General features: G+C 51.4%; 25 protein-coding genes and 1 tRNA gene. 10 read left to right on the top strand and 16 right to left on the bottom strand.

Going from position 1 to position 24,079, the window contains the following annotated elements; all coding sequences use genetic code 11:
- Positions 1 to 7 precede the first annotated feature (7 nt).
- The 8 genes from K7H08_RS00410 to K7H08_RS00375 form a co-directional block, all read right to left on the bottom strand.
- Entirely contained in the window at positions 8 to 556 is a 549-nt protein-coding gene (locus K7H08_RS00410) for a hypothetical protein (protein WP_231656917.1), read from the bottom strand.
- Positions 557 to 784: 228 nt separating this feature from the next.
- Positions 785 to 1,252, bottom strand: coding sequence for a GNAT family N-acetyltransferase (locus K7H08_RS00405; protein WP_038484158.1), 468 nt, complete (start codon positions 1,250 to 1,252; stop codon positions 785 to 787).
- Positions 1,253 to 1,349: 97 nt separating this feature from the next.
- Positions 1,350 to 1,853 (bottom strand): hypothetical protein, encoded by a 504-nt coding sequence (locus K7H08_RS00400; protein ID WP_231656916.1) that lies wholly within the window; start codon positions 1,851 to 1,853, stop codon positions 1,350 to 1,352.
- Between the two features lie 37 nt (positions 1,854 to 1,890).
- The gene (locus K7H08_RS00395) at positions 1,891 to 2,202 is read right to left on the bottom strand and encodes an addiction module antidote protein (RefSeq protein ID WP_038484152.1); all 312 of its coding nucleotides are present in this window, start codon (positions 2,200 to 2,202) and stop codon (positions 1,891 to 1,893) included.
- 156 nt (positions 2,203 to 2,358) lie between these two features.
- A complete protein-coding gene (locus K7H08_RS00390) occupies positions 2,359 to 2,520 on the bottom strand; it encodes a hypothetical protein (RefSeq protein WP_231656915.1) in 162 nt (53 codons plus the stop codon).
- Between the two features lie 86 nt (positions 2,521 to 2,606).
- Positions 2,607 to 2,780 (bottom strand): hypothetical protein, encoded by a 174-nt coding sequence (locus tag K7H08_RS00385; RefSeq protein ID WP_167541175.1) that lies wholly within the window; start codon positions 2,778 to 2,780, stop codon positions 2,607 to 2,609.
- Positions 2,781 to 2,890: 110 nt separating this feature from the next.
- Positions 2,891 to 2,981 (bottom strand) — tRNA-Ser (locus K7H08_RS00380).
- A 58-nt stretch (positions 2,982 to 3,039) separates the two neighbouring features.
- On the bottom strand, positions 3,040 to 4,746 hold the full coding sequence (locus K7H08_RS00375) for a potassium/proton antiporter (RefSeq protein WP_038484061.1): 1,707 nt from the start codon (positions 4,744 to 4,746) through the stop codon (positions 3,040 to 3,042).
- Positions 4,747 to 4,893: 147 nt separating this feature from the next.
- Between K7H08_RS00375 and K7H08_RS00370 the strand changes: the two genes are divergently transcribed.
- Positions 4,894 to 6,054: an ABC transporter substrate-binding protein gene (locus K7H08_RS00370; protein ID WP_038484058.1), complete on the top strand. Its 1,161-nt coding sequence runs from the start codon at positions 4,894 to 4,896 to the stop codon at positions 6,052 to 6,054.
- 26 nt (positions 6,055 to 6,080) lie between these two features.
- The gene (locus tag K7H08_RS00365) at positions 6,081 to 7,466 is read left to right on the top strand and encodes a 3'-5' exonuclease family protein (RefSeq protein WP_038484055.1); all 1,386 of its coding nucleotides are present in this window, start codon (positions 6,081 to 6,083) and stop codon (positions 7,464 to 7,466) included.
- Positions 7,467 to 7,495: 29 nt separating this feature from the next.
- Here the strand turns inward: K7H08_RS00365 and K7H08_RS00360 are convergent, their stop codons facing one another.
- The 3 genes from K7H08_RS00360 to K7H08_RS00350 form a co-directional block, all read right to left on the bottom strand.
- Positions 7,496 to 8,302, bottom strand: a complete 807-nt coding sequence (locus tag K7H08_RS00360; protein ID WP_038484052.1) for an alpha/beta fold hydrolase — start codon at positions 8,300 to 8,302, stop codon at positions 7,496 to 7,498.
- 47 nt (positions 8,303 to 8,349) lie between these two features.
- Entirely contained in the window at positions 8,350 to 9,024 is a 675-nt protein-coding gene (locus K7H08_RS00355) for a 7-cyano-7-deazaguanine/7-aminomethyl-7-deazaguanine transporter (protein WP_231656914.1), read from the bottom strand.
- 159 nt (positions 9,025 to 9,183) lie between these two features.
- Positions 9,184 to 11,100 carry a propionyl-CoA synthetase gene (locus tag K7H08_RS00350; RefSeq protein ID WP_198349750.1) on the bottom strand — a complete coding sequence of 639 codons (1,917 nt, stop codon included), beginning with the start codon at positions 11,098 to 11,100 and terminating at the stop codon, positions 9,184 to 9,186.
- A 286-nt stretch (positions 11,101 to 11,386) separates the two neighbouring features.
- On the opposite strand from K7H08_RS00350, the gene K7H08_RS00345 reads away from it, so the two are divergent.
- On the top strand, positions 11,387 to 11,707 hold the full coding sequence (locus K7H08_RS00345; protein ID WP_038484043.1) for an ArsR/SmtB family transcription factor: 321 nt from the start codon (positions 11,387 to 11,389) through the stop codon (positions 11,705 to 11,707).
- A 31-nt stretch (positions 11,708 to 11,738) separates the two neighbouring features.
- Here the strand turns inward: K7H08_RS00345 and sohB are convergent, their stop codons facing one another.
- Positions 11,739 to 12,785, bottom strand: a complete 1,047-nt coding sequence (gene sohB / locus K7H08_RS00340) for a protease SohB (protein ID WP_231656913.1) — start codon at positions 12,783 to 12,785, stop codon at positions 11,739 to 11,741.
- A 139-nt stretch (positions 12,786 to 12,924) separates the two neighbouring features.
- On the opposite strand from sohB, the gene K7H08_RS00335 reads away from it, so the two are divergent.
- Positions 12,925 to 13,236 (top strand): SCP2 sterol-binding domain-containing protein, encoded by a 312-nt coding sequence (locus K7H08_RS00335; protein ID WP_038484038.1) that lies wholly within the window; start codon positions 12,925 to 12,927, stop codon positions 13,234 to 13,236.
- Between the two features lie 23 nt (positions 13,237 to 13,259).
- Here K7H08_RS00335 and nudC read toward each other — a convergent pair whose 3' ends face one another.
- Genes nudC through K7H08_RS00315 form a run of 4 tightly spaced genes read right to left on the bottom strand, consistent with a single transcriptional unit; the run spans position 13,260 to position 16,041 of the window.
- Positions 13,260 to 14,039, bottom strand: a complete 780-nt coding sequence (gene nudC, locus K7H08_RS00330; protein ID WP_038484035.1) for an NAD(+) diphosphatase — start codon at positions 14,037 to 14,039, stop codon at positions 13,260 to 13,262.
- Positions 14,032 to 14,784, bottom strand: a complete 753-nt coding sequence (gene dnaQ / locus K7H08_RS00325) for a DNA polymerase III subunit epsilon (RefSeq protein WP_120386980.1) — start codon at positions 14,782 to 14,784, stop codon at positions 14,032 to 14,034. The genes nudC and dnaQ overlap by 8 nt, the downstream gene beginning before the upstream one ends.
- Entirely contained in the window at positions 14,772 to 15,251 is a 480-nt protein-coding gene (rnhA, locus tag K7H08_RS00320; RefSeq protein WP_038484029.1) for a ribonuclease HI, read from the bottom strand. Before rnhA ends, dnaQ begins: the two co-directional genes overlap by 13 nt.
- Positions 15,244 to 16,041, bottom strand: coding sequence for a class I SAM-dependent methyltransferase (locus K7H08_RS00315; RefSeq protein WP_038484026.1), 798 nt, complete (start codon positions 16,039 to 16,041; stop codon positions 15,244 to 15,246). Before K7H08_RS00315 ends, rnhA begins: the two co-directional genes overlap by 8 nt.
- A gap of 111 nt (positions 16,042 to 16,152) precedes the next feature.
- On the opposite strand from K7H08_RS00315, the gene gloB reads away from it, so the two are divergent.
- From gloB to K7H08_RS00285, 6 genes are all read left to right on the top strand, one after another.
- Positions 16,153 to 16,920 carry a hydroxyacylglutathione hydrolase gene (gloB, locus tag K7H08_RS00310; RefSeq protein ID WP_231656912.1) on the top strand — a complete coding sequence of 256 codons (768 nt, stop codon included), beginning with the start codon at positions 16,153 to 16,155 and terminating at the stop codon, positions 16,918 to 16,920.
- Between the two features lie 29 nt (positions 16,921 to 16,949).
- A complete protein-coding gene (locus tag K7H08_RS00305; protein WP_038484020.1) occupies positions 16,950 to 18,155 on the top strand; it encodes a transglycosylase SLT domain-containing protein in 1,206 nt (401 codons plus the stop codon).
- A gap of 165 nt (positions 18,156 to 18,320) precedes the next feature.
- Positions 18,321 to 20,201: an extracellular solute-binding protein gene (locus K7H08_RS00300; RefSeq protein ID WP_231656911.1), complete on the top strand. Its 1,881-nt coding sequence runs from the start codon at positions 18,321 to 18,323 to the stop codon at positions 20,199 to 20,201.
- 84 nt (positions 20,202 to 20,285) lie between these two features.
- Positions 20,286 to 21,359 carry a microcin C ABC transporter permease YejB gene (locus tag K7H08_RS00295; RefSeq protein ID WP_095602882.1) on the top strand — a complete coding sequence of 358 codons (1,074 nt, stop codon included), beginning with the start codon at positions 20,286 to 20,288 and terminating at the stop codon, positions 21,357 to 21,359.
- A gap of 2 nt (positions 21,360 to 21,361) precedes the next feature.
- Positions 21,362 to 22,435: an ABC transporter permease gene (locus K7H08_RS00290; protein ID WP_231656910.1), complete on the top strand. Its 1,074-nt coding sequence runs from the start codon at positions 21,362 to 21,364 to the stop codon at positions 22,433 to 22,435.
- On the top strand, positions 22,428 to 24,026 hold the full coding sequence (locus tag K7H08_RS00285; RefSeq protein WP_231656909.1) for an ABC transporter ATP-binding protein: 1,599 nt from the start codon (positions 22,428 to 22,430) through the stop codon (positions 24,024 to 24,026). The genes K7H08_RS00290 and K7H08_RS00285 overlap by 8 nt, the downstream gene beginning before the upstream one ends.
- Positions 24,027 to 24,079 lie beyond the last annotated feature (53 nt).

The raw sequence follows: 24,079 nt of genomic DNA, 5'->3' as shown, positions 1-24,079 counted from the left end.
TCTAAATCTAATTCCGAGACAGTGCTTCATTAAGAATGGGTACTTGTACTCTACTTAGCCCAGCTAATCTCCACGTCTCAACGGGCTCGCTGCCTTCTGCCCCCTGGATTGAGCCCCAAGCCACTCGAATCGACGTTGTGTAAACAGCCCCGTCTCCCATCACAATATTCGCGTCAATTAAATAGCGTCGCTTCTGCTCTTGCATGACGTCATCATCAAAATCCGAGGTTACTTCAATCTCCGCAATACCCGCATCGTTACATGCTTCATGGAAGATAGAAAATTTCTCTTCATAATAGGGATCTGGTTCAATTTTCCGTTGATGCATCCCAAGGTGTCTTTCTATATCGCCATCACAGATTGCTTGAACAACGAGCTCAACCATCCCTGTTGCCGTCTCGCTATACACTCCATTCGCCTCACTGACCTCACTGACCTCACTGACCTCACTGACCTCACTGGCCTCACTGGCCTCACTGGCCAGCGTAGAGGAAACTAGCAGCAGAGAAAGCGCTACAGCAGTCGAAATAGAGAATAAATTGCTTTTTTTAAACATGCTTACTTCCCTTTTTTAGCGCTACTCAACGTGACTTAAGGTCGAAACCAGCCTATCGCAATCACTCACAATCCTTAAGATGACAGTAGCTTAGGAAGCGAAACCTGTCACAAAAAATTACCCCACATCTCACTCAACTAAAAAAGCGCTTGAGAGCGCTTCGATGGAACGTTATGAGTGAATAGGCTGTGGGGAGTAGTGAGCGAAGCGAACTGTTTGAACCACTTATTAGCCGATAAGTTTGCACATGATGTGGGAGTGATCTTTAAAACCTAGCTTCTGATAAAACTTTTGTGCTGATTGGTTAAAGGCCATAACCTCTAGCCTGATTTGCTCCGCGCCTTGCGAGGCAGCCCACTTGCTACATGCCGACATAAGTTTTGTGCCAACGCCTGAAGCACGATACTTTTCATCAACGACTATCGTCCCTACACGACAAACCGGACAGCTAACTAGAAACGGTATTGTCTCGTTTTTAGTGATTATTGCCGTTAGAAATCCGACAACTCTACTTTCTACTTCTGCTACCAAAAACAGCCTTGACTTATCACTCAGAGCATTTTTTAAAAACTCTTTGTCAGCGGCGGAAGGCTTTGTAAATGCTTCTGGTGCATTTTCGAAATGTAAAGTACCTATTTGCTCATTCAGTACCAATAATGCTTCTAGGTCCGTTGCTTCCGCTTCTCTGGTTCTCATAGATCCCTTTGATGCCACTGCTTCCGGCTAATGCCCACCATAAACGGCGCGAGGAACGAGCGTTCTACGACCGAAGGGAGCGTAATTGATGGTTTGGTTATGCATTAACTGCTCGTTCTACCTCAGAGAAACTGCTGCAAACTACTATTTTATGAGCTTGAGCTTTGGAAAATGCATAAAACCGTACCAGATTGTCCCGGTCGTACTTTTGGTTCCAAGATATCAGTTCAATAAGGTTTGCAAACGTTTCGTCTTTTTCGTGGCTACGTGAAAGTTTGTAGCCCAAATAGCGCCGCAGAACTCTCCATTGCCTCAGCAACACTGGCGTATTGAGAACAATTATCTTATCGGCGCCCTCAAAGGACTTCTCTAGCCATTTATAATAGACCCCTTCAATTATCCAGGCGTCATTCGACAGGATTGACTCTAAGTTTCTTTGCCGTGCCTCGTCGCTAGACCTGATGTAATCCGTATGGTTTCGGTCCCAAAATATGTCATCTAAATCGTGCTGGGGCAGACCATATTTCTCTGAAAGCCTTCTAGCAATATATGACTTTCCGCTTCCCGGACCACCAATTATGTGCAGTTTTTGATATTTCATAGCTTCGTGCGCTTCGATACACTTCTTTTAAGTGGTTTTAGTTTGCTGGCGCTTGATGAGTAAGATCGCGGAAGTTAACGCCTGTGGCTTTAATCACCGCGGTCATAGTTCGAAGTGTTGGGTTGCCCTTGGGGGACAAGGCGCGATAAAGGCTTTCGCGTGATACTTTGGCACGTTCTGCTACCAGCGCCATTCCACCTTGAGCTTCAACGACATGACGCAGCGCCATCAGGAAGGCTGACTCTCCCCCCTCTTCGTCCAGCTCATCAAACGCTGTTCGCAGGTAGTCCAGAACTATACCGGGGTCAGTGCGCAGCATCTCAATAACTGCTTCATCATGACGTTTCATGACGTATTCTCCTTTTGTGGTCGGCCAAAAACGCTTTTGCCTATTCGATGTCAGACTGCTGGCGCTGTTTGGTACCACCTATTAACAACATTACTAAGCGCGCCCCTACCTTGGCGTAGTAAACGCGGTAGCCAGGGCCATGGTAATGCACAGCTCTCACACCCCATCGCCTACTGTCTTGGTACCACCTGCCGCTAGCCTGTTAAGGCGTGTTAGCACCCGCATGGCGGCTTGACGATCTTTAGCCTTAGTGGCAACCAGCCAGGCTTGAAAAGGGTCATAGCCATCAGCGGTAAGGTAGTGGGCAAGTTCAGTCATAATGCATTGTAGCTTTTAAGCTACAAATTAAAAGAGATAGCTTGACTTTAAGCGATTGAAAAAAACTCAAACGGCAATGGCTTTTTTTACCAACGAATTCTTAGTAGCTGAATTTTCAATGAGGCATACTCGTTGACCTGGTTACGGGCGCGGTTGATATTCACTAACAGCTTGCTTAGGTCAGCTCTCTCAACATGACCGAGTGAAATACGCACCTTACGCCATACCGGGCAAGAGACGCGGTAGCCAAGTTCGATCACGTTCTCATCACGTTAAATAACCGATGGAGAGTATCGAGGCGCTGCTAGGAAGGAAAAAGAAAGCCTAGAAACGAAAAAAGCCCCGTAAAAACGGGGCTTTATAATCGAGGTGGCGGAGGGACAGGGATTCGAACCCTGGATAGGCTATTAACCTATGCCGGTTTTCAAGACCGGTGCATTCAACCGCTCTGCCATCCCTCCGGCTTATGGGTGCGTATAATAACAGCTTTCCCTTGGAAGTCAACGCCTTTCCGGTTAATTAGTAGAGCCTTAAGCCAACACGGGTAATGTTCCCGCCTTCCATTTCACTAACCACCCAGTGAATGCCATGCCAGTCGACATCGTCGCCGACTACTGGGTGGCCGCCGACGCGTAGCGAGATAAACTCCGCAAGCGTCATGTCCTGCTCGCCGGGGCTTAAGGTTAAACCATAGGCTTGGGCAATATCCTGCATTTGCGCTTCGCCATCCAAGGTAAAGGTACCAAAGAAGGCCCGCTCTTGTTTAAGCTTTGCATCGCCGTTGAATAGGCGATTGAGCGCGACTAGGTCTTCGGTACGGCCAATGACACAAATGACATCATCAAGCTTAAGCCGCGTACTCCCTTTGGGGTGAAGCATAACGTGGTTGCGAAATAGCGCCGAAATCAATGCGCCCGAAGGGAAACGCAGTAGCCGGATAGGAACATCTTCTAAGTCTTCGTTTTCAACCACATAAACAAACATCTCAAAATCATTATCCGGCATTATGCCCAGCGGCCCTCGGCGGTTCGGCGTGGTACCTACGGGTACTTCTACTTTCAGCCATCGCGCCATAAATGTTAGCGAACCGCCCTGAATAAGCAGCGACATCAGTACCACCGCAAACGCTACGTTAAAGTACAACGAGGCGTTTTCTACCCCGCCGATTAACGGGAAGATAGCCAGCACGATAGGTACCGCGCCCCGCAAGCCAACCCAGGCAATAAAGAAGGTTTCTCGCCAGCGGAATTTGAAAAATGGCTTAATAGTGATCAGCACCGCAAGGGGGCGTGCAACAAAAATCAGTGCTAGCGCAACTAGCCCTGCTGGCAATGCCACGTCCCAGAGCTGGCTTGGAGTGACGAGTAAGCCCAGCACCAGGAACAAACCAATTTGGCTCAGCCAAGCCAACCCGTCGTGTACCGGAAGAATAAAGTTAAGGTGGCGCCCAGGCTGATTACCAATCATCAACCCTGCTAAATAAATGGCCAGGAAGCCGCTGCCGCCTAGCACGCTGGTTAATCCAAACACGCTAAACCCAAGCGCCAGCGCTAGCATGGCATAAAGGCCCGGGGCTAGATCTAACCAACGCAGCAGCTTAGCGCTTAGCCAACCACCACCAATACCAACAACTAAACCAATCCCAAACTGGGAAATGAAGAACAGCAGTGTTTCGCCAATGCCGCCAATATCACCAACCAACAGCTCGACCAACATCAACGTGAGGAAAATGGCCATCGGGTCGTTGGTACCCGATTCAATTTCCAGCGTGGCCCCTACCCGCTCGTTGAGGTTAACCCCACGGCCGCTAAGCATCGAGAACACGGCTGCGGCATCGGTGGAGCCAACAATTGCCCCAACAAGCAATCCCTGTACTAGGGAAAGGTCAAACACCCACATGGAAATGACACCAACAATAGCGCTGGTGATAAAGACGCCAAAGGTGGCTAACGAGAGCGCAGGCCTAAAGCCGACACGGAACGTTTTTAATCGAGTGCGAAGGCCGCCATCCAGCAGAATCATTGCGAGCGCTAGATGGCCAATCGTGAACGCCATGGTGTAATCGTCAAACTCAACCCCTAGCAGGCCCTCTTCCCCCGCCAGCATGCCAAGTCCTAAGAAAATCAGTAGCAGCGGCACTCCCATCATTGAAGAAAGACGGCTCGCTAAAATGCTGAGCGCCATCAGGGAACCGCCTACTAAGAAGAACGTGTAAATTGCGTCCATGTCTCTCCGTCTCACCATCAATGCCGTTCTATTATTACATGCCACCGTACAATTTACTGAGCTTGTTAGGCTTGTCGCTTACAGGGGCTAGCCAGATCCTTCACCTCACAGCTAAACTCCGGCGTCATACCATCGGGAGTTAAGGTTATGTTGAACGCTTTTTGGCGTGTCGGTTCACTTGTATTCTTCACATTAAGCATTTTTTTATTATTTTCAATTTCAGCCACTTACGCAAATGAAGACAGCGAAACAGTTAGTAGCAGTGAGCCGCTTACGCTTGAGAGCGAGGTATCATTGCCCATTGGGCTATGGCCACCTACAGGCAATGACGCAGCAGAAGATGACCCGGAAGAAGCGCCCAGCATGGCGCTTGCACCACCACCGCCATTAGAGCCGCCTCCCTTAAAGCAGCTTCGTCTAATGCTAGACTGGTATGTCAGCCCTCAGCACGCAGCCTTAATTGTGGCGAAGCAGCGTGGCCTGTTTGCTGCCCATGGACTTGAACTTGAATTATTAACCCCCGCAGACCCATCTATCGCGATCAAACTGTTGACGGCGGGAGAAGTTGATCTGGCGTTAACGCGTCAGCCGTTGTTGCATTTACACGTTCACGATGGTGCCGCTATTACCCGTATTGGCACGCTGATTGAGACACCACTAAATGCTGTCATCGTGGCGGGAGACGTCCCTACAGGCGAAACTACCGATCAACTTGCAGGGTTGCACTATGGCTTTTCCACCCGCGAAGGGCGTGATGTGCTGGCAGATCAGCTGGTGCCTACCTCATTTCGCCAAATCGACGATTTCGCCCCGCCGGAAAGCGTCCACTTTGATGCTGCCAGTGCCCTGCGAGAAGGCCGAGTTGATGCAATCGCCGATGGCTTTTATCACACTCTGCCACAACAGCTGGCGTCAGATGGCATTATCACCCACACCGTACGTTACAACGACGTTGACGTGCCGCGTCATGACGGTTTGATACTACTGGCAAATAGCGACACAGTAACAAGACGATCAGCCACTTGGTCACGTGTCCTTATTGCTTTGGAAGAGGCGAGCAATTGGATTATCGAAAACCCGGAAGCAGCGTGGTCACTGCTGATTAGCAGCCATCCTGTACTGGATAATGCGATTAACGAAGCCGCCTGGGACGACCTATTACGCCGCATTGCCATTAGTCCGGCGGCTCTTGATGCCCGACGCTATGCATCATTCGAACACTATCTTGAGCAAGCAGGTATTATCGAAACAGCATTGCCGGTTGCCCGGCTAGCCGTCAATCCTCATACGTTGACCGATGTACGCTGAAATAAGGTAGTAATGACGCAAGCACCATGAGTAACACACCACTGATATTTATTGATGTTGAGACGACAGGCACCCGTGCGACGCGTGACCGCATTACCGAAATTGCTGCCTTAAAGGTAGTCAATGATCACATAGTGGATCGCTGGGTCAGCCTGATTAATCCTGGCACCAGCGTGCCTTCTCACATTAGCCAGCTCACCGGCATTTATGATGAAATGCTGATTGATGCGCCCTCTTTTCAGACCATTGCGCACAGCTTGCGCGAATGGCTCGGTGAAGACTGCCTTGTAGCCCACAATGCACGCTTTGATGCCAGCTTTCTGCGCAACGAGTTCAAGCGTGCCGATATTACCTATCAGCCGCTACTCCGCTGCACACTGCGCATTTCCCGCCGCTTAATACCTGAACTGCCCAAGCACAATCTCCGCGCCTTATTGGCGCATTTCAACATTCCACAAGCCCGCCAGCATCGGGCAGAGGATGATGCCACTGCGCTTTGGAAGCTGTGGGAAACCTGGCAGCAGCAGTATGACGCTGGCAGTTGGCAAGCCGCTCTAGCCGATGAGCAGCGCCACCGAAGCCTGCCCGCACATTTACCCAGTGAGCAACTAACCGGGCTTCCTGCTTCTCCAGGGGTTTATTTGTTTTATGGTCACAACCGCCTTCCCTTGTACGTTGGCAAAAGCATTAATTTACGCAGCCGCGTGCTTGGCCATTTCCAGCGCGACCACCAGGACGACAAAGAAATGCGCCTTGCCCAGCAAATACAGCACATTGAGTGGGAAGAAACCGCTGGCGATTTAAGCGCCCAGCTAAGAGAGGCTCAACTAGTCAAAGAGCTGATGCCGATTATGAACCGACAGTTACGCCGTCAGGGGCATTTAAAAACGTGGTATTGGCCAACCGATCAACCTTGCCCAACGCTGGTCAGCGGCAAAGCCATCAGCCAGCCTCAGCCGGGAAAGCTCTTTGGGCTGTTTCGCAGTGCCAAAGAAGCTAAAGATGCGCTGCGTAATATTGCCGAAACACATCAGCTTTGCCCGCAAGTGCTCGGAATAGATAAGGGAACAGGACGGTGTTTTGCTAATCAGTTAGGCAAGTGTCGAGGCGCCTGCTGCGGGCAGGAGCCACTTGAAAGCCACACGCAGCGCGCCCAAGTAGCATTAGCAGCTTTTCAAGTAAAAACATGGCCTTGGCCGGGGCGAATTATTATTCGCGAGAAAAGCCGTAAAAATGGCCCAACTAGCCACCATGTGGTCGATCACTGGTGCTATTTAGGCAGCGCCACGACCAAACAGCGTGCCTTGGGGCTAAAGGGAGTCACTGCTAAATTTGATGTGGATACCTATCGCATCCTAAACCGTTTTTTACGCGAACCAGAGCGGCACAACCTGACGGTTCTGCCGCTCTAGCTCTACGCTACTTAGCGTTGCCTGCAGGGCTACGCGTTGGCGGCCATAAATGTATCAACGGCTTGCTGGAATGCTTCTGGCTGATCGGCGTGAAGCCAATGCCCGGCGTTTTTAAGTGTTACTACTCTTGCGCGTGGCAGTACTTCGCGTAGCGCTGGTAGCATGTCATCTGCGACGTAGTGCGAATCAGCGCCTTTAAGCACCAGTGTCGGCCCTTCGAAAGCGCGGTCACCATCAGGTTTGCCGATAATCGCTTCATAACCACGTTGAATTTCATCCAACCCAACGCGCACCTCCATCTCACCCTGCTCATTGCGCACTAAATTGGTGGCAAGAAACAGCCGAGTTGGACGGGAGTCAACATGCTCGGCCAATAAGGCATCGGCTTCACGGCGGTTAGTGGGTTTACCCGCTTTTACCCGTTCGAGTGCAGCAAATACATCGTCGTGGCCATGCTGATAAGCTACCGGGGCGATATCTGCCACCATCAGTGACGCACAGCGTTCAGGGTTCATACGCGCCAGCGTAATAGCCACCTTCCCGCCCATGGAGTGACCCAGTACATGCGCGCGTTCGATCCCAAGCTTATCGAGCGCCACCAACACATCTTGGCTCATAGCGGTATAGCTCATACCTTCTGCATGAGGTGAACGACCGTGGTTGCGAAGATCCACAGCAATGACCCGCCTACTGCGCTGCCAAACCTTTAAATGCGAACGCCAGTTATCGGCGCTACCCAACAAACCGTGGATCACCACAAGAGGCAGTTGATCGTCGCTACCTGATTCGTCGGGTAAATCGATCACATAAAGATCAACACGGGCATCATCAGACATGCGGGCTCCTCAGTCGTTACGCTTGGATTTATGCTTGGTCGTTAAGCCTAGCCGTTTGCGGTTTGGGGGGATGCGTCAGTTTGCCCTGTCCACACGACTAGCCGACGCGTTAGCCACGCTAACAACAGGCCATATAAAGGCAGGAAGAATAATAGACTAATGCCTAGCTTAATGGCGTAGTCGACCACGGCTATTTCTACCCAATGTTCGGCCATAAAAGGGTCTGGGCTGTTATAAAATGCGGTCGCAAAGAAAGCAAACGTATCCGCTAGATTGCCCAATACGGTAGAGCAAACAGGAGCTACCCACCACGCCCACTGACGAAGACGATCAAACACTTGAACATCGAGCAACTGGCCTAGCACGTAAGCAAGGAAACTAGCCAACGCGATACGGGCAACAAATAAATTCCATTCACCCAAGGCTTCGATACCGGCAAAGCTTCCCCGTGGAAAAATTACCGAAACAACGTAGGAAATCACCAGCGCCGGAAACATGACCCGCAGTATGATTGAGCGAGCAGGCCCTTTCCCGAACAAACGAACCGTTAAGTCCGTTGCAAGAAAGATAAAGGGGAAACTGAACGCGCCCCAGGTGGTATGAAAACCAAACAGGGTAAATGGCAATTGAACCAAGTAGTTACTGGCGGCAATGATACCAATATGAAACGCGACCATTACCAGAAGGCAACGGCGGTGCTGGATGTCGGTTAATGCAAACATGCAGGTTGGCCTTTTTTTGCAAGTCCGAGGGGTTAGGGAACCCTCATTTAAGCGCGGTTAACGCCACTGGGGCGCGCATTATACGCCTTCCGTTAGGTAATTAAAGTCGCCCACCTGCCGGGGCGACTCTATTCATCACGCTATTAGCAACGTTTTAACCTAAACGTCTAGCGACTTAGCTTGACCCGACGCGCCGACAGAACGCTCGCACATCGCCGCATGCACATCTTCTAAGCTAGTCGGATCATCAATGGTCGAGGGAATGCCGAACGACTTACCGTCGGCAATATTACGCAGCAACTTGCGCAAGATTTTACCCGAGCGGGTTTTAGGCAATCGATTGACGACCAACACCTGCTTAAAGCAAGCAATCGGCCCAATGTGCTCGCGCACTCGACTAATCAGCTCTGCTTCAAGCGTTGCTTCATCGCCATCAAAACCATCTTTAGTGATCACTAGCCCGATGGGTAGTTGGCCCTTTAGCTCGTCGTGAATACCAATCACGGCACACTCAGCCACCGCAGGGTGCGCACCGACGATTTCTTCCATTTCGCCGGTAGAAAGACGATGTCCGGCAACGTTGATCACGTCATCGGTTCTACCCATGATGAATAAGTATCCCTCTTCATCGAAGTAGCCACCATCGCCAGTCAGGTAATAACCCGGGTAGGCTGCCATGTAGGCACTATGAAAACGTTGGGGATCACGCCAGATACCGATAAGGCAGCCAGGTGGAAGTGGTTGCTTAATGACCACGCTGCCCTGCTGCATTGGGTCTGTTTGCTCACCGTCACGATCCAAAATTTGCACGTTAAATCCAGGCACCGGGAAGGTTGCCGAGCCTGCTTTGGTGGGCGCAGATTCAATGCCCGGCAAGTTTGCTGCGATAGGCCAGCCGGTTTCAGTTTGCCACCAATGATCGATTACCGGTACATCCAGCAGGTCATCAAGCCAATGAAACGTCGGAGGGTCTAAACGCTCACCGGCTACATATAAGTGTTCAAGGCTGCTGATATCATAATTAGCTAGCAGCTTGGCATCAGGATCTTCTTTTTTGATGGCGCGGAAGGCTGTCGGCGCAGTGAAAAAGCTTTTAACCTTGTACTCGTCAATTAACCGCCAAAAGCCGCCTGCATCAGGTGTTTTAACGGGTTTCCCCTCATACACTATTGTGGTACATCCTCTTAGCAGCGGCGCATACACAATATAAGAGTGTCCTACTACCCACCCTACATCCGACGCCGTGAACATCACATCGCCAGGGTTCAGGGCATAGATTGCTTCCATCGAATAGGCTAACGCTACCGCATACCCGCCTGTATCTCGCATAACCCCCTTGGGCTTACCTGTCGTGCCAGAGGTATAAAGAACATAGAGTGGATCGGTCGCTTTTACGGGAACACAATCAGCAAACGGTGCATCCGCTACCAATGTTTGCCAGTCATGGTCGCCTTCGTGAAGTTCCGCACGGTGGGCTTCACGTTGAAAAACGACGCAGGCATCCGGCTTGAAACTGCTGAGTGAAATGGCCTGATCAACAATAGGTTTGTAAGGAAGCACTTTATCTACTTCTATACCACAGGAAGCAGCAATCACTACTTTTGGCTCAGCATCTTCGATGCGCACCGCCAGTTCGTGGGGTGCAAAGCCACCAAATACCACCGAGTGAACCGCCCCTAATCGAGCGCAGGCATACATTGCGATGAGCGCTTCTGGCACCATCGGCATGTAAATAACCACTCGATCCCCTTTCGTCACACCAAGGCGAGCAAGTCCTCCGGCAAACTGCGCGACACGATCACGCAACGCTTGATAGGTAATGGCTTGCTTTGTTTGGGTAACGGGAGAATCCCATAGAATAGCAGGCTGGTCACCCCTGCCTTGCTCAACGTGATAATCGATCGCCGCGTAGCAAATATTCAGTTCGCCATCGTCAAACCAGCGAGCATGTTGATGATCGTCATAGCTAAGAATTGTGGAAGGAAATTTGAACCAAGGCAGTCGCTTGGCCTGCTCAGCCCAGAATGTTTCGGGGTTTTCGACAGATTGCTGATAAGTTTGCTGATAGAGGCTCATGATGGGCTTGCCTTTATTGTGTCAATGAAAGCGATCGATTGTTGACACTTTATAAAGAAAATAGCCGCCACACCCTCATACTATGGGATAAATCGCGACTAAAGCGCTACACGCCCAACATCATTGTCGACAAAACACTACTTCACTACCATTGATAGATCGTTAAACCAGTGTTTGGACAAACACCGCTAAATTACTGATCATTCAACAACTGATCCTCGCGACGCGACGATGCCTAAATAACCTATAACAACGCTGTCACAACAGTGTAGGCAAGGAGATCCTCATGTCTGCTTCTACTAGCGCCGCTGCCCGTTTGCTTGAACATGATTGCCACGCCATTGAGGCGGGCACTAATCTACTTAAAGCATTGGCAAACGAAAAACGTCTCCAAATACTCTGCCTTCTGGCAGAAAAAGAGCTCTCAGTCACTCAAATCAACCAGCAATTGGAGCTGAGCCAGTCCGCGTTAAGCCAACACTTGGCAATTTTGCGTCGCGATCAACTGGTCGACACTCGCCGCGAATCGCAAACCATTTACTACTCACTAAGTAGTGAAAGCGCCAAGGCGATTATTGACACCCTGGCGCACCACTACGCCACCTAACTGAAAAGCAGCTATTAACAGTAGCTATCGACTATCGACGTTGCCAACCAGCCGCATCGATTAAACCAAGCCCTTTAACAATGGCTTGCTCGACGCCCGCCGACACAGCCAAGCCTACCTTACGGCTGAGGGTTTTCGGCGGTTCAAGCTTCACGCTGTACACCTGAGCCTGCGCCATGCGCTCTACCAAATACGCCTCACTGGTACCAATGCTGTCGGTCAGTTTCTGTTCTAACGCTTCACTGCCGTACCAAATTTCACCCGTCGCTAGTGCATCAATGTCCATGTCAGGACGATGCTGAGAGACATACTCTTTAAACAACCGATGGGTATTTTCTAAATCATCAATAAACTTCTCACGACCCTCTTCGGTATTTTCCCCCAGCACGGTCAAGGTTCGTTTGTATTTGCCCGCCGTCAGCAGTTCGACATCAATATCATTGCGCTTTAGCAAGCGATGAATATTAGGCACCTGAGCCACAACGCCAATAGAGCCAATCACCGCAAACGGCGCAGCTTTAATATGGTTGGCCGTACACGCCATCATATAGCCGCCGCTGGCGGCCACTTTGTCGATACATATCGTTGTGGTTAAACCTGCTGCTTGAAGACGGTCAAGCTGCGCTGCCGCTAAGCCATAGGCATGTACGAGCCCGCCCGCCGACTCTAACCGCACGACAACTTCATCCTCGGCTGCGGCAACATCAATAATCGCGGAAACTTCTTGAGCAAACTGCTCAGTTTGCGAAGCCTTGAGATCACCATGAAAGTCCAACACCCATACCTTCTGAGCGCTCTGAGCCTCTCCTTTACCTTGCTTGGCGGCCTTGTGTTTTGCTTTCTCTTCTTGGCGAAACGCTTTTACCAGTTTTTTCCGTGCACCTTGTTCTGTCGTGGTAACGCGCAGCCTGCGGCCACGAGAGCGCCGCTGGTCATTAAGCGACTCTACGCTTAGCTTAAGGCTATTATCCCCACTCTCCTTATTACGCAACACTAACGCCAGCACGATGCCCACCATCGCCATCAGCAAGGTGGCTTGAATCAAAAACGTGCCCATCTCTACCATCCAGTCACTCATGCCTTCTCTCCTACTCGACAATCCAGCTTGATTAAAACACTTGTTTAAAATAACCTCGTTGATAGCGTCGTGAGAAACTAACTCACCTAACGCCTTACACCTGCTTGGTTAACGACCAAATAACTTTTGGGAATTTATAATGTCATCGAACACGTTAGATAAACTTCAGTCGCGCTTTAACCCAGAAGCTGCCAAAGGAATGGATGAGGTATTTCAATTTCATTTCTCTGACGCGGGCAGCCATTACATGGTTATCCAAGATGGAACTCTGGACGCACACGAAGGCGAGCACGACGATCCTTCTGTAAGCCTAAGCATGAGTTCAGATACGCTTAAAGGCATCATGAGCGGCGACATCAACGGCATGACGGCTTTTATGACGGGTAAGCTGAAAGCTACCGGCAATGTCATGCTGGCCACTAAGCTGACCAGCCTGTTTCCCAGTAAATAACGCCCGTTCTCGCCCGCGAGCATTCAACGCCAGCGGGCGAGATGCGCTTCGATAAGTTCACGTGAAATTGAGTACGGTGGTGGCAATGAAGGTAACTGCCTTGGCGAAAACCAAGCGGCATCACTAATCTCCACACCATCGATATGAATGCGCCGCGTCGTCGCTTCTGCAAAAAAACCAAACATTAGTGAGTGCGGAAATGGCCACGCTTGGCTTTGGTGATAACGAAGATTTTCTACATGTACGCCTACCTCTTCGTATATCTCACGATGTACCGCTTCTTCAGCAGACTCCCCAGGCTCAATGAAGCCCGCAAGTGTTGAGTAACGTCCAGGAGGGAATCTTGGGCTTCGTGCTAACAGCATCGCCTCCCCACTGGTGACTAGCGTGATAATGCAGGGTGAAATGCGCGGATAGTTACGATGCCCACAGGCATGACAGTGCATCGCAAACTCAGCTTCCAACTTGGTTGCCTTCTCACCGCAACGCCCACAAAAACGATGGTTCTCTAACCAAGCACCGACCTGAAGCGCCGTCGATAACAGGCTGAACCAGGAAGCAGTCAACTCCCCTAGCCACTGCCGTCCATCTATCCAGTCCTCACCCGGCTTACTTTCCACTAACAGCGCCACCGGCTCATCGTGCCAGTAGCACAGCGGCTGCATCCGCTCGTCCCACGGTTGAGTCGGCTGTAACGGCGTCAACTCACCACCTTCAGCCAACGGTGCTGGCGCTAGATGACTACGGGACACGCGGATAACACGACCTTCTCGCGCATAATGGGGAATTTCTCGTCTAAGCATCGGCACTATTACCTTCAGACCAACCACCCTCGAACCAACGTAATTGATGCGCCTGACATTTAGCTTGGTGAGCGGCGCGCTCTTCCTCACTAGGCCGGACGACCCTTAACTGCCCTGGCGTCAACGCTAAACGCTGCACCGACAGCCCTTCATTGGCTTGATTATTTTGCTGCTCACCTGACGATGCTTCTGAATCAAGCGTCAGCGCCGTTTGCCCGCCGGTCATCGCCAAATAGACGTCGGCTAGGATCTCGGCATCAAGCAATGCGCCGTGCAACACACGATGACCGTTATCAATGTCGTAACGCTTGCATAACGCATCGAGACTATTACGCTGGCCTGGGTGCATCTGACGAGCCATCACCAACGTATCAAGAATGCGGCAATGTTCACTAACAGGACCTAACGCGGGGGACCGTCGCCGCTGGTTTAACATGGTCAGCTCGTGATCAATAAACCCCACATCGAAGGGGGCGTTATGAATCACCAGCTCGGCTCCTGCTATAAATGCCCAGAAGTCATCGGCTATTTCGGCAAACACCGGTTCATTCGCCACCTTGGCGTCATCAATACCGTGAACCGCCACGACTTCAGCATCAATATGCCGTTCAGGATTTATATACTGATGATAGGAGCGCCCTGTAAACCGCCGGTTAATCATTTCAACGGCACCAATTTCCACTAATCGGTGACCATCTTTTGGGTCAATGCCGGTTGTTTCCGTATCCAAGATCACTTGGCGCATGCTGCTCTCCTGTTATGCTCATCAATGGCTTCGTTAGCCAACGCATCGGCGCGCTCATTACCGGGGTGCCCGCTATGCCCTTTTACCCAGTGCCACTCGACACGATGCCGCTGTGTCTCCTCGTGAAGGGTCTTCCAAAGCTCAGCGTTTTTAACCGGTTGCTTGGCCGCTGTCTTCCAGCCTCGCTTAATCCAATTGTGAATCCATTGAGTAATTCCTTGGCGCACATACTGGGAATCGGTCCAGAGAGCCACTTCACACGGCTTGTTTAGCGTTCTCAACGCCATAATGGCCGCCATTAATTCCATTCGGTTGTTAGTGGTATCTGCTTCGAAGCCTTTTAACGTCTTTTCATGCTGCCCGCTTGACAGCACTACACCCCAGCCGCCTGGGCCCGGATTTCCTCGACAGGCCCCATCGGTATACACCGTAACGCGAGGCAACCCATCGGTTGCTTGCTTACTCACTTTCACTATCCTTTTCTAGACGACGTTGACCCGAGTGGTATCGCGCAGAAACACCGGTTCGCGTAGCTCCCAGAGAAGTGGGAGTGATCGGTGCACGCAACCCGAATTTAAGACGCTCTACCGGCGCATGGCGTTGTCGCCGCTGCGCTTGAATCATGTAACTTTCACCCAATGGTAAATTATGCCTGCGTCCCAACGCTTCCCAGCGCTCTCCACAGGTGGTGCTCATCGGCCCCCGAAAACAGCAGTAGTCTACGCGTTCTACGTCAAAATCGACAAACGCCAGCCAATCGCGCAAACGGCTAGCCGTACGCCACTGCCCGCTCCAAGGGAAATTCCCTTGCTGCTTACGCCAACGCTGGGTTAACCCGTTCAATCCTAGCGGATTGAAACCAAACAGAACTAACACACCGCTATCGGAAGTTACCCGGGCAGCCTCTTGTAAGGTGTGATGGGCATCTGGCAAATGCTCTAGCCAGTGATGAATAATCACCACCTCTAAACTGCGGTCTGGTAAGGCAAGGTGATCAGGCGGACAAACTAACGTGGACGAAGCCTCCGCCATTGCTCTCGTCGGTGACCAGCGAATGACATGAGGAATAGCCGACATCGTCATCAACGTCGGCCCCATACTCATCTCTAAACTGTGGCCACCTTTGCGTCCTTCAACCAGCGGCCCCAAACACGCTCGCTGCGTTTCCCATAGCGAACGGCCAGCCTCTGTTTGCCAGTACGCTTGGCTTTCCGCCATCTGCTGGGCGAGCCGAGTTGCCGTTGACGAAGTTGACATGAACAACGCTTCCCTCCACAGTAAATGCTTTTTAACGTTTTGAACGCCAGCGTTAGCGCATTCGAAAGCGTCTAATTGAGCGTCTATTTTTTGAACTAAAGGATCTCGCCCATGATGAGCGTGACACCGATTCCCGCACTTAGCGATAACTACATTTGGCTATTAAGACAGGATACCAGTCAAAGCGTTTGCGTGGTGGATCCCGGTGAAGCAGCACCTGTCATCGAGTTTCTTGAGCGTGAATCCTTAACGCTTGATACGATTTTAATCACTCACCATCATCATGATCATACGGGTGGCCTTACAGAGTTGATTAAACGCTTCTCTCCCCGGGTTATTGGCCCCTCCAATCCTACTATTGAAGGTATTAAGGAACAGGTAGGGCATGGCGATGAAGTACGTATTATGGGGCGTCTTTTTGAAGTCATGGCCACGCCAGGGCATACGTTAGATCACGTGAGTTACTTCACTCCAGGAATTCCTGCGCTACTTTTCTGCGGCGACACTCTGTTTTGTGGTGGATGTGGCCGCTTGTTTGAAGGGTCGCCAGAGCAAATGTTTGCATGTCTTCAAACCTTAGCGGAACTCCCAGAGGATACGCTGGTCTTTGCAGCGCATGAATATACGCAAGCGAATCTAACATTTGCTCGTGCTGCAGATCCTGATAACGAAGACGTTAAATATGCACTGCAGGAGTGTGAGAAGGCTCGGGCATTAGACCGACCTACCTTACCCAGCACGATAGGACGCGAGCTGAAGATCAACCCCTATTTGCGCGTGAGCACCGATAGTGTGCGTCAAGCAGTAGGTACACATGGGGTCAATGATGATGATCTCGCCACGTTCACCACTTTACGCGAGTGGAAGAACCGTTTTTAAGAACGCTATCGAGTAAAAACGAACCGACTATGACTTATCGAACGATTCGCCAGCGCTTATTACTAAGCGCTGGAAGCACTGTTATTGTGAGCCTATTTTTAGCCGCAGCGGCCAGCTCTCAAGCCTCTACTACCGAAGCATATCAACCTAACAGCGCCCTCAATGACGCGCCGGCTTCACCCGATTTCCGCCCCAATGCCTTTCAGCATCACTTCTGGGAAGCACTTGAGCTACAACCTCAAGATGCCTGGAGCACACTTCGTGACAGCTTCCAGTGGCAGGAAAAAAATCTCCCCGCCGATGCTCAAGCACGCGTTGACAAGTGGATAGAGTACTACCGTTCAAGCCCGCAAAATATTGCCGCCATCACGGAACGAGCAACCCCCTGGCTTGCCTGGATCACCCAGCAAGTGAGCGAGCGTGGCCTTCCTGGTGAGATCGCGCTGATTCCGTTTGTTGAAAGTTCTTTCGACCCCAGCGCCCGAAGCCATCGAGGAGCCGCTGGGCTTTGGCAGTTTATGCCGGGTACCGGAGATGCATTAGGCCTGGTTCGCAACGGCAACTACGATGGACGTTTAGACGTCGTGACGTCTACCGCAGCAGCGCTTGATTACCTGGAAATGCAGGCAGATGAGTGGTACGAGGGTGACCTAATGCTCTCGCTGGCCGCTTACAACGCCGGTGCTGGCACTGTTAACCGTGCGCAACGCCAAGCTCAGGGCCAAGGCCTTGCAGGCGACTACTGGGAACTATCACTGCCCCACGAAACGATGCAGTACGTTCCCAAACTTAAAGCCATTGCGACGATCATCAATAATCCAGAACAGTACGGGGTCTCACTCCCTGACATTCATCCTGATCCCGCTTTTGCCAAAGTTCAGTTGGAGCAGCCAGTTAGCCTGGCACAGGCCTCTCAACTTCTGGATGTTAGTCAATCCGCGCTGGCCGAGCTAAACCCTGGCTTGCTGAATGGCAGCCTTGACCCACGTAGTGCACAGACGTTACTTGTGCCTGAAGAAGTCGACACTCAGGTGTTAGCTCAGCTTTCGCAATCAAACAGTACTTCGTTAGCATCGACCAGCACGCCAAGCGTTCACCGCGTTGAAAGTGGCGATAACCTATCAGTGATTGCGTCACGCTATAATGTCACTCAACAAGATTTGATCAGGTGGAATGCTATTGAACGCCCAGAGGCACTGAAGCCAGGTCAACTGCTGACGCTTTCAGGACGGTAATTTGGGGAATCTAACCAGGCTTTGTTAACTAGGTTTAAAACGCAGTCTTTATTAATCTTTCTTGGCCATATCTCAGTTACTATTAGCGCCGCTACTGTGACTCAGCAGTTGTGTCTAAGGTTCTAAGCCCGGTTTCTAAGCCTTCGTTGCTACAGGAAGTTACCAATGCCAAGCGGTGTGTTGTTTACCAAAGCACTTTTGTTAACCAGCGGCTTGCTGTTGAGCCTGTCGCTGTTGGCTTCTGAAAAAGACGTCGAAAACAACACCTCTACCCCCGTTGAGACCGTGCACGGGCTATCTCTCTACAATAGCCCAGAGCTACCTCCCGATTTTGCCTACTTCCCCCATGTTAATCCGTCCGCCCCCAAGGGCGGAACGATTACCCATACTGCCGTGGGGGGCAGTTTCGACTCTACCAACCCGTTTATTATTCGTGGCACGCCTGTTACCGGTATTTCTAAAATTTATGACTCGCTGATGGCCAGCAATCCTGGCGAGCCCTTCAGTTTGTACGGACTGCTGGCAGAAGGCGTCCGCCTGGATCCGGAACGTCGGTGGATAGAGTTCGATTTGCGCCCAGAGGCTCGCTTTCAGGATGGGGAGCCGGTAACGGCCTATGATGTGGTGTTCTCACTGAACCTGCTGCGTGAACAAGGCAACCCCTTCTACAGCAGCTATTACGCCGGTGTCGAACGCGTTATCGCCTTAAACGATCATCAAGTGCGCTTTGAATTTAATGACACTGAGTCACGCGAGCTGCCACTGATTGTGGCCCAGTTACCCATCTTGCCTCGTCACTACTGGGAACCCCGCGACTTTACCTCTCCGACCCTGGATGCACACCCTGGGTCAGGTCCCTATCGCATTAGCGAGGTAGACCCTGGGCGGCGAATTGTCTATCAACGAGATGACAACTATTGGGGTAAGAACTTGCCCGTCAATGTGGGTCGTTACAACATCGACCGTGTTGTTTATGAGTACTACCGCGACCGCGATATTGCCTGGGAAGCCTTCAAAGCAGGCCTTACCGACTTCAGGACTGATGCACGTGCTGCCACTTGGGCCATTGGCTATGATAATTTTCCTGCCTACCAAGACGGCTTAATTAAGCGGATTACCGTGCCTGATGTTAACCCCTCCATGATGCAGGCGTTTGTCTTCAATTTACGCAAAGAGAAATTTCAAGACCCTAGGGTTCGAGAAGCGCTGAGCCTCACGTTTGATTTCCCCTGGCTAAACACCAATATCTTCTATGGCACCTATCGGCGCACGGAAAGTTTTTTTCAAAATTCTGAAATGGAAGCGACTGGAACGCCATCAGAAGAAGAACTTGCGCTACTCGAACCTTTTCGTGAAGCGTTGATGGACTCCCATCATTCAGAACGACTGTTCACTGACCCGCTGCCCATTGAACACCCCACAGAGCTGCGTGAACGCCTGCGGCTTGCGCTTGATCTACTGCGCGACGCTGGCTACCGCGTAGAAGATGGTGTGCTGGTGCACGGTGAAACAGGCCGACCGCTTACCCTGGAAGTACTGCTCTACGACTCGGGCCTGGAGCGAGTTGTGCAACCCATGCTACGCAATATGGCACGTCTTGGGGTTCAAACGTCGCTACGCATTGTCGATATCAATCAATACCTTAACCGAGTTCGCAGCTACGATTACGACATGGTCATCAGCCACTTCCCCCAGTCTAACAATCCTGGCAATGAACAACGCGATTTTTGGACCAGTGCTGCTGCAGAGGCACCACAAAGCCGCAATCGCATGGCCCTTGCCCACCCTGCTGTCGATGCGCTGGTGGAGCAGCTGATTCGTGCTGATGACCGTGAAACGCTAGATACCATTACACAAGCGCTTGATCGCGTGCTGCGTTGGGGCTTTTATGTCATCCCTCACTATCATTCAGGCGAAACGCGGATTGCTGTGTGGGATAAATTTGGCTACCCAGAACCGTTTCCGGCTTATGCCATGGATTTAGACGCTTGGTGGGTAAACACCGATCGAGAAGCAGAACTACAACGCCGTCATCGACGCCGCTGATTTAGCCAACATAAATTCATCAAACATAGTTATAACAGCTTACCGGCAAAAACTTTTGGCCCCCAATTACTCATGGAGCGCGCTGTGGCACGTTATACCTTACGCCGACTGCTACTGATGATCCCGACCCTGTTCGGCATCATGCTGCTTAACTTCATGATTGTTCAGGCTGCCCCAGGGGGGCCCATTGATCAAATGTTGGCCCGCTTTGAGGGGGCCGACGCCATGGCAAGCACACGCCTGGATATGGGGGGCGCGGATGTACAAGTTAATGATGACTCTAGGGGCGCGCGTGGAATCGATCCACGCTTTATCGAGCAATTAGAGCAGCAATTTGGCTTTGACAAACCCGCTCACGAGCGGTTTATCGGCATGATGGTGGACTATCTCACTTTCGATTTCGGCACTAGCTTTTTTCGTGATCGACCGGTGATTGAACTGATGATCGAGCGCCTGCCCGTGTCTATTTCGTTAGGCTTATGGACAACGCTGCTGGTCTATCTCATTTCTATTCCTTTAGGCATCAGCAAAGCGCTACGACACGGATCTCGCTTTGATGTCTGGACCTCAGGCCTAGTGATCGTAGGCTATGCCATCCCTGGTTTTTTGTTCGCCATTCTTCTTATTGTCGTGTTTGCTGGTGGCACTTACCTGGATTGGTTTCCTCTACGCGGCTTAACATCACCCGATTTCTCCGAGCTATCCGCTTGGGGCAAAATTAAAGACTACTTCTGGCATATCACCCTGCCGGTACTGGCTGCCGCGATTGGCAGTTTTGCCACCCTCACCATGCTGACCAAAAACAGCTTTTTGGATGAAATTCATAAGCAGTACGTACTGACAGCCCGGGCTAAAGGGGCCGACGAGCAGCGTATTTTGTATGGCCATGTTTTCCGTAACGCCATGCTAATCATCATTGCTGGGTTGCCCTCTGCAATGATTGGCATTTTCTTTACCGGCGCACTGCTCATCGAGGTAATTTTTTCCTTGGATGGCCTTGGCTTATTAGGCTTTGAGGCAGTAATGCAGCGAGACTACCCCGTCATTTTCGGAACGCTATTTCTGTATACGGTGATCGGGCTGCTGCTAAAGCTAGTATCCGACTTGACCTATGTGTGGGTAGACCCACGCATTGATTTTGCGTCGAGGGAGTCATAAACATGATATTTATCAGCTCGCGTCTTTCGCCGATTACGCTGCGTCGCCTAGCAGCATTTAAAGCCAATCGCCGCGCCCGAGCATCGCTGTGGCTCTTTGGTGTTTTGTTTATTGTCAGCCTATTTGCTGAACTCATCGCCAACGACAAGCCTCTCGTAATGAAATATGACGGACAGTGGTATATACCGCTACTGGTCGATTATCCGGAAACCGAATTCGGTGGTTTCTTACCCACCCGTACCGACTACTTAGACCCCTTTGTCCAACAGCAAATTAGCGACCACGGTTGGGCGCTATGGCCGATTATTCCCTACTCCTACCAAACCCTCGATATGCTGATGACACGACCTTCGCCTGCACCACCAGATAGGCGCCATTGGCTGGGTACCGATGATCAAGGGCGTGATGTATTAGCGCGAGTCATTTACGGGTTTCGACTATCGGTTGCCTTTGCTCTGGCGCTCACCGCAGGCTCCTTGGTCCTGGGCGTGGTGGCGGGCGGTGTGCAGGGTTATTTTGGCGGCAAAGTAGACCTCATCGGACAGCGCATCACAGAAATCTGGTCTGGATTACCGGTGCTATTTCTGCTGATTATATTGGCCAGTTTTGTGCAGCCCGGTTTCTGGTGGTTACTGGGCATCATGCTGTTGTTTTCGTGGCTGGGACTGGTTGATATCGTACGCGCCGAGTTTTTGCGTGCACGCAATCTTGAGTACGTGCGTGCAGCCAAGGCCATGGGACTCCCTTCTCGGCTGATTATGTGGCGCCACGTGCTACCTAACGCGATGGTAGCCACGCTGACGTTTATCCCCTTCCTGTTCACTGGTGCCATTGGCACGCTCACCGCGCTGGACTTTTTAGGCTTTGGCCTGCCACCCGGCGCACCTTCACTTGGTGAACTGGCGGCACAGGGCAAAAACAACCTGCATGCTCCATGGCTTGGCATCACCGCGTTTATGACGCTTGCCATTATGCTCTCACTACTGGTGTTTATTGGTGAAGGGCTTCGCGATGCCTTCGACCCACGACATGTGAAGCAGCAACAGTCACCCGCCCAGGAAACCAAGCATGCCTAGTCACGCAAACAATGCCCAACCACTACTGCGCTTAAGCGAGTTTTGTGTTTCCTTCGATGGCAACGTCGTTGTCGATTCCCTCTCTCTCACTGTCAATGCGGGCGAAACGCTCGCTATCGTGGGGGAATCTGGCTCGGGCAAGTCGGTCTCTGCCCTGGGCGCGATTAATTTACTGCCTGACAACGCTAAGGTAAGTGGTCAGCGCTGGTTAGAAGAGACCGATCTTAATCAACTAGGCAAACGTGATTGGAATGGTATACGCGGTAATCAGGTGGGATTTATTTTCCAAGAGCCGATGACGTCGCTCAACCCGCTTCACCGCATTGGCAAGCAAATAGGCGAAACCCTTCGTTTACACCAGGGCCTTAGCGGGCAGGCTGCACGTACACGGGCCAAGGCACTGTTAGAACAAGTCAAACTACCGCGTCCTGACGAACTGCTTGACGCCTGGCCACATCAGCTTTCTGGCGGTCAGCGCCAGCGGGTAATGATCGCCATGGCCATTGCCAATAATCCGGCACTGTTGATTGCGGATGAGCCAACGACGGCGCTCGATGTGACCGTTCAGCAAGAGATTTTAGCCCTGCTGAAAGAACTCCGCGATCATCACGGTATGGGTGTGCTGTTTATCAGTCACGACTTAAATTTGGTACGCCGCCATGCAGACCGGATATGTGTCATGTATCAAGGGAAAATCCAGGAAACCGGTAGCGTTGCCGATGTATTTAATAATCCCCAAAGCGACTACACCAAAGCCCTCATTGCCGCCGAACCAGAAGGCCGGCCTGCTGAGCCTGCCGATACCACGCCGCTTTTGACCACACGCCAGCTTAGCGTGAGTTTCAAGCGCCCGAGGACAGGACTTTTTCAGCGCCAGCCACCCGCTTTTGAAGCCCTGAAAGCCACCGACCTAACCATCGCTCCTGGCGAAACGCTGGGTATTGTTGGCGAATCAGGCTCTGGAAAAACAACGCTGGCGTCAGCGGTTATGCGATTAGTCGCTAGCCAAGGTGAGGTGACACTGGGCAATGCCACGTTGAGCCAGCTCTCTGGCGACACGCTGCGACGCCAGCGCCATCGGCTACAAATGGTTTTTCAGGATCCTTACGGAGCGCTTTCTCCACGCATGCCGGTATTTGATATTGTCAGTGAAGGTCTGCAGTTTCATTACCCTAACTTGACCAATACAGAAGTCACCGAACGCGTGCATCGCACGCTGCGAGAAGTGGGTCTGCCGGAAAGTTGTGCTGCCCGTTACCCTCATGAGTTTTCGGGGGGACAGCGCCAGCGCATAGCGGTGGCGCGGGCAATTATCCTAGAACCTGAGCTACTGGTACTGGACGAACCAACCTCAGCGTTAGATCGGACCGTACAAAAACAGTTGGTCACGCTGCTGCGCGAACTTCAGGCACGCCGCCAACTAAGCTACCTATTTATCAGCCACGATCTCGCCGTGGTTCGTGCTATGGCCCACCGCATTATGGTGCTAAAAGATGGCGACGTGATTGAACAAGGGGATTGCCTGGAAGTGCTCGCCGCGCCGCAGCATCCCTATACCAAAGCGTTGATAGAAGCTGCCCACTTGCACTAGCTACCTGGTTAACATAAACGGTTATCTCGGCAATTTTTCAAGTTGGTTATGCA

Origin of the sequence: Halomonas sp. IOP_6 (genome assembly GCF_021151565.1) — a bacterium.
Taxonomy (GTDB): Bacteria; Pseudomonadota; Gammaproteobacteria; order Pseudomonadales; family Halomonadaceae; genus Vreelandella; species Vreelandella alkaliphila.
The sequence above is the reverse complement of the archived record's forward strand: the minus strand, read 5'-3'. Positions and strand labels throughout refer to the sequence as shown.

Bases quoted from the DNA above. Each gene is read 5' to 3' on its own strand.
- K7H08_RS00410 (WP_231656917.1), bottom strand. From the start codon at position 556: ATGTTTAAAAAAAGCAATTTATTCTCTATTTCGACTGCTGTAGCGCTT.
- K7H08_RS00405 (WP_038484158.1), bottom strand. From the start codon at position 1,252: ATGAGAACCAGAGAAGCGGAAGCAACGGACCTAGAAGCATTATTGGTA.
- K7H08_RS00400 (WP_231656916.1), bottom strand. From the start codon at position 1,853: ATGAAATATCAAAAACTGCACATAATTGGTGGTCCGGGAAGCGGAAAG.
- K7H08_RS00395 (WP_038484152.1), bottom strand. From the start codon at position 2,202: ATGAAACGTCATGATGAAGCAGTTATTGAGATGCTGCGCACTGACCCC.
- K7H08_RS00390 (WP_231656915.1), bottom strand. From the start codon at position 2,520: ATGACTGAACTTGCCCACTACCTTACCGCTGATGGCTATGACCCTTTT.
- K7H08_RS00375 (WP_038484061.1), bottom strand. From the start codon at position 4,746: ATGGACGCAATTTACACGTTCTTCTTAGTAGGCGGTTCCCTGATGGCG.
- K7H08_RS00370 (WP_038484058.1), top strand. From the start codon at position 4,894: ATGTTGAACGCTTTTTGGCGTGTCGGTTCACTTGTATTCTTCACATTA.
- K7H08_RS00365 (WP_038484055.1), top strand. From the start codon at position 6,081: ATGAGTAACACACCACTGATATTTATTGATGTTGAGACGACAGGCACC.
- K7H08_RS00360 (WP_038484052.1), bottom strand. From the start codon at position 8,302: ATGTCTGATGATGCCCGTGTTGATCTTTATGTGATCGATTTACCCGAC.
- K7H08_RS00355 (WP_231656914.1), bottom strand. From the start codon at position 9,024: ATGTTTGCATTAACCGACATCCAGCACCGCCGTTGCCTTCTGGTAATG.
- K7H08_RS00350 (WP_198349750.1), bottom strand. From the start codon at position 11,100: ATGAGCCTCTATCAGCAAACTTATCAGCAATCTGTCGAAAACCCCGAA.
- K7H08_RS00345 (WP_038484043.1), top strand. From the start codon at position 11,387: ATGTCTGCTTCTACTAGCGCCGCTGCCCGTTTGCTTGAACATGATTGC.
- sohB (WP_231656913.1), bottom strand. From the start codon at position 12,785: ATGAGTGACTGGATGGTAGAGATGGGCACGTTTTTGATTCAAGCCACC.
- K7H08_RS00335 (WP_038484038.1), top strand. From the start codon at position 12,925: ATGTCATCGAACACGTTAGATAAACTTCAGTCGCGCTTTAACCCAGAA.
- nudC (WP_038484035.1), bottom strand. From the start codon at position 14,039: ATGCTTAGACGAGAAATTCCCCATTATGCGCGAGAAGGTCGTGTTATC.
- dnaQ (WP_120386980.1), bottom strand. From the start codon at position 14,784: ATGCGCCAAGTGATCTTGGATACGGAAACAACCGGCATTGACCCAAAA.
- K7H08_RS00315 (WP_038484026.1), bottom strand. From the start codon at position 16,041: ATGTCAACTTCGTCAACGGCAACTCGGCTCGCCCAGCAGATGGCGGAA.
- gloB (WP_231656912.1), top strand. From the start codon at position 16,153: ATGATGAGCGTGACACCGATTCCCGCACTTAGCGATAACTACATTTGG.
- K7H08_RS00305 (WP_038484020.1), top strand. From the start codon at position 16,950: ATGACTTATCGAACGATTCGCCAGCGCTTATTACTAAGCGCTGGAAGC.
- K7H08_RS00300 (WP_231656911.1), top strand. From the start codon at position 18,321: ATGCCAAGCGGTGTGTTGTTTACCAAAGCACTTTTGTTAACCAGCGGC.
- K7H08_RS00290 (WP_231656910.1), top strand. From the start codon at position 21,362: ATGATATTTATCAGCTCGCGTCTTTCGCCGATTACGCTGCGTCGCCTA.
- K7H08_RS00285 (WP_231656909.1), top strand. From the start codon at position 22,428: ATGCCTAGTCACGCAAACAATGCCCAACCACTACTGCGCTTAAGCGAG.